The organism is Frigoribacterium sp. MCBA15_019, assembly GCF_001864945.1.
GTDB lineage: Bacteria > Actinomycetota > Actinomycetes > Actinomycetales > Microbacteriaceae > Frigoribacterium.
In genome coordinates this window covers 835,586-845,159 of the sequence record NZ_MJGS01000001.1, presented here as the reverse complement: position 1 = coordinate 845,159, position 9,574 = coordinate 835,586, and the positions used below count along the sequence as shown (strand labels likewise).

At 71.2% G+C, this 9,574-nt stretch carries 8 protein-coding genes and 1 tRNA gene; 1 reads left to right on the top strand and 8 read right to left on the bottom strand.

What is annotated here, in order from left to right; translation table 11 throughout:
• Window positions 1–42: 42 nt before the first annotated feature.
• Window positions 43–678 (bottom strand): MBL fold metallo-hydrolase, encoded by a 636-nt coding sequence (locus tag BIV04_RS03995; RefSeq protein ID WP_071254264.1) that lies wholly within the window; start codon window positions 676–678, stop codon window positions 43–45.
• A gap of 102 nt (window positions 679–780) precedes the next feature.
• Between BIV04_RS03995 and BIV04_RS03990 the strand changes: the two genes are divergently transcribed.
• Window positions 781–856: transfer RNA gene (locus BIV04_RS03990), tRNA-Glu, on the top strand.
• 130 nt (window positions 857–986) lie between these two features.
• Here the strand turns inward: BIV04_RS03990 and BIV04_RS03985 are convergent.
• The 7 genes from BIV04_RS03985 to BIV04_RS03955 all read right to left on the bottom strand — a co-directional run bounded on the left by BIV04_RS03985 (window position 987) and on the right by BIV04_RS03955 (window position 9,481).
• Window positions 987–1,970, bottom strand: a complete 984-nt coding sequence (locus tag BIV04_RS03985; RefSeq protein ID WP_054145644.1) for a carbohydrate ABC transporter permease — start codon at window positions 1,968–1,970, stop codon at window positions 987–989.
• Window positions 1,967–3,106, bottom strand: coding sequence for a carbohydrate ABC transporter permease (locus tag BIV04_RS03980; protein WP_054145643.1), 1,140 nt, complete (start codon window positions 3,104–3,106; stop codon window positions 1,967–1,969). Before BIV04_RS03980 ends, BIV04_RS03985 begins: the two co-directional genes overlap by 4 nt.
• 128 nt (window positions 3,107–3,234) lie before the next feature.
• Window positions 3,235–4,593: an ABC transporter substrate-binding protein gene (locus BIV04_RS03975; RefSeq protein ID WP_043593965.1), complete on the bottom strand. Its 1,359-nt coding sequence runs from the start codon at window positions 4,591–4,593 to the stop codon at window positions 3,235–3,237.
• 95 nt (window positions 4,594–4,688) lie between these two features.
• The gene (locus BIV04_RS03970) at window positions 4,689–5,753 is read right to left on the bottom strand and encodes a LacI family DNA-binding transcriptional regulator (protein WP_071254262.1); all 1,065 of its coding nucleotides are present in this window, start codon (window positions 5,751–5,753) and stop codon (window positions 4,689–4,691) included.
• 87 nt (window positions 5,754–5,840) lie between these two features.
• Window positions 5,841–6,485, bottom strand: a complete 645-nt coding sequence (locus BIV04_RS03965) for an alpha-ketoglutarate-dependent dioxygenase AlkB (protein WP_071254260.1) — start codon at window positions 6,483–6,485, stop codon at window positions 5,841–5,843.
• Window positions 6,486–6,539: 54 nt separating this feature from the next.
• On the bottom strand, window positions 6,540–7,985 hold the full coding sequence (locus BIV04_RS03960) for a PQQ-binding-like beta-propeller repeat protein (RefSeq protein WP_143048532.1): 1,446 nt from the start codon (window positions 7,983–7,985) through the stop codon (window positions 6,540–6,542).
• A complete protein-coding gene (locus BIV04_RS03955) occupies window positions 7,982–9,481 on the bottom strand; it encodes a PQQ-binding-like beta-propeller repeat protein (RefSeq protein WP_071254256.1) in 1,500 nt (499 codons plus the stop codon). Before BIV04_RS03955 ends, BIV04_RS03960 begins: the two co-directional genes overlap by 4 nt.
• Between the last annotated feature and the right edge of the window lie 93 nt (window positions 9,482–9,574).

Here is a 9,574-nt window from a genome sequence, read left to right as displayed (position 1 = left end):
AGGGGCGGTTCGTCGTCGGGGGAGTGCCCGTCGTCGGTGGGCCTACAGGTCGAGCGACTCGTGGGCCTCGAGTTTCACGGCATCACCGCCGACCGACTGCGCGGAGGCCTTCATGCGGTCGAAGTGCATGGCGAGTCCGGGCGCGGAGAGGGTCTGCTCGTGGGTGGGGAAGGCCAGTCGGGGCTTGACCGCCGCGACGTAGTCGATCACCTCGGCCACCTTGAGCCACGGTGCGCCGACGGGGGTCGCGAGGACGTCGACCGGCACCGGCGGCACCGTGAACTGGTCGCCCGGGTAGAACAGCGAGCCGTCGACGAGCACGCCGACGTTGTCGATGACCGGGATGCTCTCGTGGATGACCGCGTGGCGCGAGCCGTGGAACGCGAGCGTGAAGGGGCCGACCTCGACGGTGTCGCCGTCGGCGACGACGTGCACGTCGAAACCTTCGGCGGCCGTGGCCACGCCCGCCGGGCCGTAGACGGTCGCGTCGGGGTTCGTGGCGAGCAGGTGGGTCAGCTGGTCGGGGGTCCAGTGGTCGGCGTGTTCGTGGGTGACCACGACGGCGTCGACGTCGTGCAGGTCGATCAGGGGGGCCGTGAACGACCCGGGGTCGACGACGAGCTTGCGCCCGTCCTTCTCGAGGATCAGGCAGGCGTGTTCGAGCTTCGTGAGGCGCATGAGAGCGACTGTACGCGCGTCGAGTGGGTCGATCTCGACGCGCCGGTGTCTCGATTTGTGACGGACTCGCGGGGTGTGGCATACTCGACGAGTTGCAAATACGGCCCCATCGTATAGCGGCCTAGTACGTCGCCCTCTCACGGCGGTAACACGGGTTCGAATCCCGTTGGGGTCACCACCAGCACCGACAAGAAACCGCCAGGCTCTCGCCTGGCGGTTTCTTCGTTTCCGGCCACTGCACGAGACGACCCGACACGGCACGAGACCGCCGGGCTCGCGCCGGGCGGTCTCGTGTCCTGCGTGGTGGGTCAGCCCTTCGTGGCACCTGCCAGCAGGCCGCGCACGAAGAAGCGCTGCAGGGCGAAGAACACGATGAGCGGCACGATGATCGAGATGAACGCGCCGGCCGTCAGCAGCTCCCACGACTGGCCGTACGACCCCGAGAGGTCTTGCAGGGCCTTCGTGATCGGCAGTCCCTGACCTGACGTGAAGACGGTGGCCACGAGCAGGTCGTTCCAGACCCACAGGAACTGGAAGATGCCGAACGAGGCGATCGCCGGCATCGACAACGGCAGCACGATGCGGAAGAACACCTGCCCGTGACCGGCGCCGTCCATGCGGGCGGCCTCGATCACCTCGGCCGGGATCTCCGAGATGAAGTTGTGCAGCATGAAGATCGCCAGCGGCAGCGCGAAAATCGTGTGCGCGATCCAGACCTTCGCGAACGAGCCGTCGAGGCCGTTCACGCCGAGCCCCGGCAGGATGTACAGGCCACCGATGCGCAGGCCGTCCGAGAACAGGCGGAGCAACGGCACCAGTGCCATCTGGATCGGGACGATCTGCAGGGCGAAGACCAGCACGAACATCGTGTTGCGTCCCTTGAAGTCGATCCACGCGAACGCGTACGCCGCGAGGCTCGCGATCGTGATCGGGATGAGCGCCGCCGGCAACGTGATCACCAGCGAGTTCAGGAACGCCTTGCCGAGCGTGAGGCTGTCGCCCGAGTTCAGGGCGTTCACGTAGTTGTCGAGCGTGAACCCCGGGTTGGCGAAGACGGTCCACCAGCCGGTGGTCTTGATGTCGTTCGCGGGGCGGAACGACGAGATGAACAGGCCGGCCGTGGGCAGGGTCCAGATCACGGCGATGATCAGCGCGGCGATGGTCGCGCCGCGGCTCGTCGAGCCCTTCTTCAGCTTGCCGCTCGAGTTCTCGATCTTCGCGACGCCGCGCTTCAGCTGGCTCTCGGTGCGCGGGGTGACGGCGACCCCGACCGGGGTGGGCGTGGCGGTCATCGGATCTCCCTCTGCTTCTGGATCTGACGGGCGTTGTAGATCACGATCGGCAGCACCAGCACGAACAGGATGACGGCCAGCGCCGAGCTGTAGCCGGTGCGGCTGCCGAGCTGGAACTGCCGGACCATCTCGAACGCGAGGATCGTCGTGTCGTTGCGTCCGCCGGTCATGGCCGAGACGATGTCGTAGACCTTGAGCGACGCGATCGAGATCGTCGTGAGCACGACGATGATCGTCGTGCGGATGCCGGGGACGGTGATGTGCCGGAACGCCTGGAACCCGTTGGTGCCGTCGAGCGACGCCGCCTCGAGTTGTTCGGCGGGAACCCCCTTGATCGCGGCCGACAGCACCGTCATGGCGAACCCGGCCTGCGTCCAGATCAGCACGATCACGAGCAGGAGCGTGTTCCACGGTTCGAGCCCCAGCCAGTCGACCGGCTGACCGCCGAAGGCGACGAGGATGCCGTTGAGCAGACCGATCTGCTCGCCCTGGCGGATGTCGTAGAAGAACTTGAAGATGATCGAGGCGCCGACGAACGAGATGGCCATCGGCATGAACACGAGCAGCTTGAGGAACTTCTCTCCCCGGCTCTTGTCGATGAAGACGGCGTAGGCGAGACCGATCGCGGTCGCCGTGATCGGGGCGAGCAGCACCCAGATCAGCGTGTTGCCGAAGGCGGTGAGGCCGTCGGGGCTCGTGAACACCCAGACGAAGTTGTCGAGGCCGGCGAAGCCCGAGCCGTCGTTCTTCATGAAGGCCTGGCCGGCGGTCGTGATCGTCGGGTAGATGAGCCCGATGATCAAGAAGAAGACCGCGGGTGCCATGAAGGCGATCAACTGCAGCGAGTACCCGGCACCGCGCTTCGAGCGGTAGTCGAGCAGGAACAGGCCGCCGCCCAGGACGGCCGCGATGGCGGCGACCCAGATGACCGAGTTGTAGAGGCCGAACGCCAGCAGCACGACGACCGGGACGACCACGCAGACGGCCAGTCGGATGATCGTGTACTGCGGGCCTCGGCGGGGGGCGAACTCGACGAAGACGAGCACCACGGCCACGAGGGCGGTGAAGGCGACGAGGATCAAGGGGATCTGCGCCAGGGGCGGGATTCCCGCCAGCCACTGGAAGAAACTGGACATCTCTGTCCTTTCACGTTCGGGTCCGAGCAAGACGCGGCCGGTCGCCGTCACCCGGGGTGGCGAGCGGGGTGGCGAGCGGGCGCGGGGTCAGGGGCCACCGACGTGCGGTGGCCCCCGTGGCGCGGGTGTTACGAGGTGTAGCCGGCCTGGATCTCGTCGAGCACCGTGTCGGTGTCGGTGCCGTCGATCCAGTCGACCATGCCCTTCCAGAAGCTGTCGGAGCCGACCGACTTGGGCATCAGGTCGGAACCGTCGAAGCGGAAGGTGGTGTCGGTGCCCTGGAGGATCTCGACGGCGCCCTTGAGCAGGTCGCTGCCGGCGTTCTCGGGGTCGAGGCCCTTGTTCGCGGAGATGACGCCGCCGAGGGAGACGCGGCTGTTGGCCCAGTCGGCACTGGCGAGGTACGCCTGCACCTTGGCGGTGTCGTCGTCGTTCGAGAACGCGGCGACGAACTCACCACCACCGGTGACGGCTGCCGGGTCGTCCTCCTTCATCGGCGGGGTGAGGAAGGCCCAGACGTCGCCGTCCTCGGCGACCGTCGCCGGCTGACCGCTCGCGTTGTTCGCGGCCGTCAGGAAGCCCTCGAAGAACGAGGCCTGGTGGGTCAGGGCGCAGCTGCCGTTCGCCACGTTCGTCGCGACGTCGCCGAAGGCGGTCGAGTTGATCGACTTGACGTCGCCGTAGCCGGCGTTCACGAGGCTCGGGTCGAGCAGGATGTCGCCCACCGAGTCGAAGGCGGCCTTGATCTCGGGGTCGGTGAACTTCGTGTCACCCGCGACCCACGAGTCGTAGGCGTCGGGACCGGCCTCGCGCAGGACGAGGTCCTCGACCCAGTCGGTGCCGGGCCAGCCCGAGGCCTCGCCCGAGTTGAAGCCGGCGCACCACGAGGGGCCGCCGGTCTTCTCCTGGATGGTCTTCGACAGGGCGACGAGCTCGTCGTAGGTCTTGGGGACCTCGACACCCCACTCCTCGAACTTGGCGGGGGAGTACCAGACGTAGCCCTTGACGCTGGCCATCAGGGGGGCGCCGTACTGCTTGCCGTCGACCTGACCGTACTTCTGCCAGTCCTCGGACCACCCCTCCTTGACGTTGGCCAGAGCGTCGGCGGGCAGTTCTTGCACCTTGCCGGACGCGACCGTGTCGGCCAGCAGGCCGGGCTGGGGGAAGATCGCCAGGTCGGGGGTGTCGCCACCCTGGACCTTGATGCCGATCTGCTTCTCGAACTCTTTGTCGCCCGTGTACTTGATCTCGATGTCGTTGGCTTTTTCCCAGTCGGCCCAGGACTGCTCGAGGAGCGTGGCCTCGTCGCCGTTGATGGTGCCGTAGACGTTGACGACGCCGTCGGCGGTTCCGACGTCCCCGGCACCCGCGCCTCCGGCGTTCGGGTCGTTGGGGTCGGCCGTGCCGGAGCATCCGGCCAACAGGAAGCTCGACGCCGCCAGGATGGCCAGGGGGCCCGTGAAGCGGCGGTGCAGGGATGCTCGCATTGGTGTCTCCTCATTGAGTCGCAAGAGCGGACGGCCCGTGCTGTCGGGGTGATCGTCCGCCGCACGTCGTCGTCGACGCGCGTCGACGATGAGTGTCACACACTCGCAGGAGGCGCGCAACCGGGTCTGCTAGGTGGTCCGTTCGGGGGAGCGACGGCCGAGGTGCCCCGCACGACGAGACGTGGTGCCACGAGGACGTGGGGGGCGTCGTGGCGTCGACCCTCGATGCGGTCGACGAGGTCGTCGACCGCGGCGGCGGCGATGTCGGCGCCGGGCGGGTTGACGGTGGTGAGCGGGGGTGAGGTCATCTCGGCGGCCAGGTCGCCGATGCTCAGCGCGACCACCGTGAGGTCGTCCGGGATCGACCGGCCGGCCGCCGCCGCGGCCTGCACGAAGCCGGCGAGCGCCATCTCGTTGAAGGCGAGCACCGCCGTCGGCCTGGCTGCCGAGGCGACGAAGGCGTCGAAGGCCCGGCGGCCACCCGGGACGGAGTCGTCCGCCGCATGCGTCTCGAGCGTCAGGCCCCTCTCGCCGACGGGGCCGACCAGCGCCCTCGTCGTCCGGTCGAGCGGACCGGACCCGCGCTCGGGGGCCCGGATGCTCTGTCCGAGGAAGAACACGCGTCGGTGACCGAGGTCGGCGAGGTGGTCGACCGCCTGACGAGCCAGCGAGTCGTAGTCGGCGTCGACGAACCAGAGCCCTTCGACGTCGTCGGGGCGCCCGATGTTCGTGAACGGCAGGCGCGACCGCGACAGCACGGCGACGCGGTCGTCGCGCGCCGTGAGCTCCATCAGGATCACCCCGTCGACCAGGCCCTCGCTCACGAGGCTGCCGAGTCCCTCGACGTCGTCGATCGGGTTCGACCACAGCAGCAGGTGGTAGCCCCGGCGCCTCGCCCGGTCGGTGGCCGCCGCCACGTACTCGAACTCGGACGACGTGACTCCGCGGCGCCCGTACGGGTAGTGCAGGGCGAGGATCCCGCCCCGGGCGCCGGCGAGCCCCCGGGCGAACGCGTTCGGCGTGTAGTTCAACTCGGCCATCGCCGCTTCGACGCGCCGGCGCGTGGCGGCCGAGATGGTCCGTCGCCCGCTGATGGCGTACGACACGGTGCTCGACGAGACGCCTGCCAGACGCGCCACGTCGTCACGGGTTGCCGGCATTCTCGTCCACCTCGTCGTCGATCGTGTGCACAGCATACGAGCGACGGCCTCACGGTCCGCGCGGCGGAGGGGCTCGTCAGGGGTGGGTCAGGTGGGCCACACCGGTCGGAACTGCACGCTGATGCGGGGACCGACGGCCTTCTTGGTCTTCGCGATGGCGTGCTCGTGGGTCCGTTGGCAGCTGCCCCCCATGACGAGCAGGTCGCCGTGGCCGAGCGGGAACCGCCTGGTCGTGCCGGTGGACCGGGACCGGACCGCGAGCGTGCGCGGCGCCCCGAGCGAGAGGATGCCCACCATCGTGTCGCGGTCGATCGTGCGCCCGACGCTGTCGCCGTGCCAGGCGATGCTGTCGTCGCCCGTCCGGTAGAAGCACAGCCCCGCCCGGTCGAATCGCTGCTCGACGGGGGCGCCGCGCTCGTGCGCGTAGTAGTCGTTGAGGTCGTCCCGAGCCCGGGCCAGCACGGGGTCGGGTAGCGGGTCGCCCGCGCCGTAGGACGAGACCAGCCGCGGAACCTCGACCACCCGGTCGTACATCTGCCGTCGATCGGCCCGCCACGGCACGTCGGTCACGAGACGCTCGAAGAGGGCGTCGGAACTCGACGCCCAGCCGGGGACGACGTCGAGCCAGGCGCCCTCGCCCAGGTCGAGGTGGTCGACGCGCCCGACGAGCGGCGCGAGGTCGGGACCGTCCGACAGGCCGTCGAGCAGCGAGGCGGTGAAGGGGATGCTCATGCCGTCATCCTACGTCGGATTCGAACACGTGTTCGAACGGGGCCGGTGGTGGCGTCACCCACCGCCCGAGCCCGTCGGGACCGCCAGGCGCTCGGGCGAGACGAGCTCGCGGGCGACCCCGTCGACGTCCACGTCGACCAGGCGCCCCGCCCACGCGTAGACCTGGAGCTGCGCGGCGTGCTGCCAGAGGGTGCGCCCGCTCGAGAGGTCGAACGCCACGAGCGTCGACCGCCCGCCCGAGCTGCCGTACGCCAGCGCGTAGCCGACCGTCCGGCCGGCCGCCGCGAGGACGGCTCCGTCGGGCAGCGACACCCGGGCGCCGGCCGAGCCGGTGGACCCGTCGAGCGCGCGGACCACGACCGGGCCGGGGCCCGCGGCGGTCGCCGTCGCGAACAGGCGGTCGTCGGTCTGGCCGGGCAGGCCCTCGAGGGCGGACGAGCTCGACGCCGGGTCGGTCCACCGCACGTCTCCCGTCGCGAGGTCGAGGCACGTCACCGTCCGCGAGCGCACGTCGGTGACGGCGAGGCACGACCTCGTCACCGAGTAGCCGCCCCGGACGTCCCGGTCCGAGCTCCAGAGGCGCTCGCCGCCGGCGGTCAACGCGACGAAGCCCGCGTCCCCGCGTCCCGTGGCCGCGCCTCCTCGGGGGGCGTAGACGACGTCGTCGTGGACGACGTAGCCGATCAGCCGGTCGAGTCGGGCGCCCCAGGGGCGTTCGACGCCGGTGGCCAGGTCGACCTGGACCGAGCCGTCCGCCCGGGCCACGACGAGCCGGTCGCTCAGGGCGAGCGCGACGCCCGTGGTCGAGGCGGTCCCGCTCCACACCACCCGGTCGAGGTCACGCGCGTCGCGCAGGTCGTAGCGGTAGACGCCGCCGACGCCCTGCTGCCGTCCCGTGACCACCACGGCTCCGACGGTCTGGAACTGGTCCCCGTCACCGGCCGAGCCGGTCTCGACCACCTCGACGGGACGCCCGGTCTCGAGGGACAGCGTCGCCAGCACCTGCTCGCCGTCGACCGCCGCCCGGACGAGCACGAGTCCCGCCTCGGGCACCGCCGTCACGGACGACACGAGGGCGGGGCCGGTCAGGCCGAGCCCGTCGAGGTCGTCCGCGACGTCGTGCACCCAACGGAAGGCACCGCGGTCGACGTCGAGCGCGCCGATGCGCGTGCCGACTCCCTGGGTCGGGGTGGCGCAGTCGCCGTCGTTGGCGAAGCCGTAGGTCCAGGCCCCGGCGGCGCTCACGAGCGCGAGCCCCTGCTCGACGGGTGTGGCCCGGTAGCGGAGGCACTCGGCCGGGGCCTCGGGTGCGAGGGCGGCCCGCAGGTCGACCCGCCACCCGGTGGTGCCCGGTTCCTGCCGGAGGTCGTCGACCGTGACGCCCTGCCAGGGTGGGTCGGCGCCGTACTCGGGCTGCGTCGGCGCGACGAGCACCGTGGTCGCGAGTGCGGCCAGGACCACGGCGGCGTAGGCCACCGCGAGCCGGCGTCCCGGTCTCACGACGTCGCCCCGACGCGGGCGGTGTCGACGAGCCGTCGAGCGACCCCCTGCTCGTCGATCCGCACGAGATGACCGCCCCAGAACGCCACGGTGCCCGACGTCGAGGTCGCCCAGAGCGGTCGGCCGTCGTCCAGGTCGAGGGCCGCCACGTCCCGCCCCGACGAGCGACCGTCGTCCGTCTGCAGGTAGAGCACCGAGCGGCCCGCCGCCGCGAGGTCGTCGAGCAGTCCGACGGACGAGCTGAAGCGGGTGTGCCCGTCGGCGCCGTCGAGGGCGAGCAGGCGTGACCCACCCGATCGCTGCACGACGACGAACACGTCGGCCGCACGCTGACCCGGCACGGCCTCGACCGCGAACGGGGCGCCCAGGTCGGTCGTCCAGCGGACCGTGCCGTCGCGGGGGTCGAGGCACTCCGCCGCCGTGTCGCCTCCGGTGACGACGATCACGCAGGAGGGCGTGACCGCCAGGCGGCGTCCACCGGTCGGACGGCTCCAGACGGCCTCACCGTCGTCGTCGAGGGCCTCGACGGTGCCGTTCGCGCGGGTGCGCTCGATGCCGAAGGCGACGACGCGGCGCCCGTCGTCCGTCGTCACGGACGAGCCGACGGGCGGCACGGCGATCTCGTCCGGTGACGCCGCGAACGGTCGTTCCCGTCCCGTCGCGGCGTCGACGAACACGGTCTCGCCGCCCCGCGACACGAGGGCGCCGTCGTTCAGCAGCGCCGGCGAACTGCCCGAGTCGACCCCGCCCTCCCACACCGGGTCGGCGAGACGCGAGGCCTCCACGAGTTGGTACCGATCGCCCGACCCGGCGATGCCCGAGAACGTGCGCAGCTGCAGGGGGCCCCGCGAGTCGACGCTGACGCTGGGCAGGTCGCGCCGGCCGCGGGTCGACTCGACGAGCGAGCCGTCGCGCAGGTCGAGGGCGGCCAGCACGGTCGCCCCCGTGGTCTGGGTCTGCACCAGCACGCGACCGGCCGAGGGGACGACCTGCGTCGCGGGGATGCTCAGCGCGTCGGTGTCGGGGACGTCACGGGCCAGGTCGTGCACCCAGCGGACCCTCCCCGTGGCCGTCTCCACCAGCCCGATCAGGCTCGAGTCCGCCTCGGACGCGTACGAGCGGCAGGCCGGCGCGCCCAACGCGTCGCCGAAGTCCAGGTCGACCGAGGTGCCGACCGCCACGAGTCCGTCGACCGCCGGGGACGCCCAGAAGTTCAGGCACCGACGCGGCGCGTCCGGCGCGAGCGTCGCCGCCAGGTCGAGCGTCCAGCCGGTCGCGTCCGGCGACCGCCTGAGGTCGTCGACCGCGAGCCCCGTCCAGGGGCGGCCGTCGCCGTAGTGCGGAGCCACCGAGACCGCCCCGGCGGCCACGAGCGTGGACGCCACGACCAGGGCGCCCAGCACGCCCACGAGGCGACGACCCGGGGAGGCGCGGTGCCAGCGACCGGCGACCCGCGCCTCCCGGGGGTGGTCGCGTGCGCGCTCGGGGTGGCTCATGGTCGGCCTCCTCGGCGAGCGTGCCCGTCGTCCGCCCGACGGGTGTCGTCATGCTATTCGGAGCCCTCGCCCCGGGCGCTCGCCGCAGCCCCC

Bases quoted from the DNA above. Each gene is read 5' to 3' on its own strand.
- BIV04_RS03995 (WP_071254264.1), bottom strand. From the start codon at position 678: ATGCGCCTCACGAAGCTCGAACACGCCTGCCTGATCCTCGAGAAGGAC.
- BIV04_RS03970 (WP_071254262.1), bottom strand. From the start codon at position 5,753: ATGCCGGCAACCCGTGACGACGTGGCGCGTCTGGCAGGCGTCTCGTCG.
- BIV04_RS03985 (WP_054145644.1), bottom strand. From the start codon at position 1,970: ATGACCGCCACGCCCACCCCGGTCGGGGTCGCCGTCACCCCGCGCACC.
- BIV04_RS03980 (WP_054145643.1), bottom strand. From the start codon at position 3,106: ATGTCCAGTTTCTTCCAGTGGCTGGCGGGAATCCCGCCCCTGGCGCAG.
- BIV04_RS03955 (WP_071254256.1), bottom strand. From the start codon at position 9,481: ATGAGCCACCCCGAGCGCGCACGCGACCACCCCCGGGAGGCGCGGGTC.
- BIV04_RS03965 (WP_071254260.1), bottom strand. From the start codon at position 6,485: ATGAGCATCCCCTTCACCGCCTCGCTGCTCGACGGCCTGTCGGACGGT.
- BIV04_RS03975 (WP_043593965.1), bottom strand. From the start codon at position 4,593: ATGCGAGCATCCCTGCACCGCCGCTTCACGGGCCCCCTGGCCATCCTG.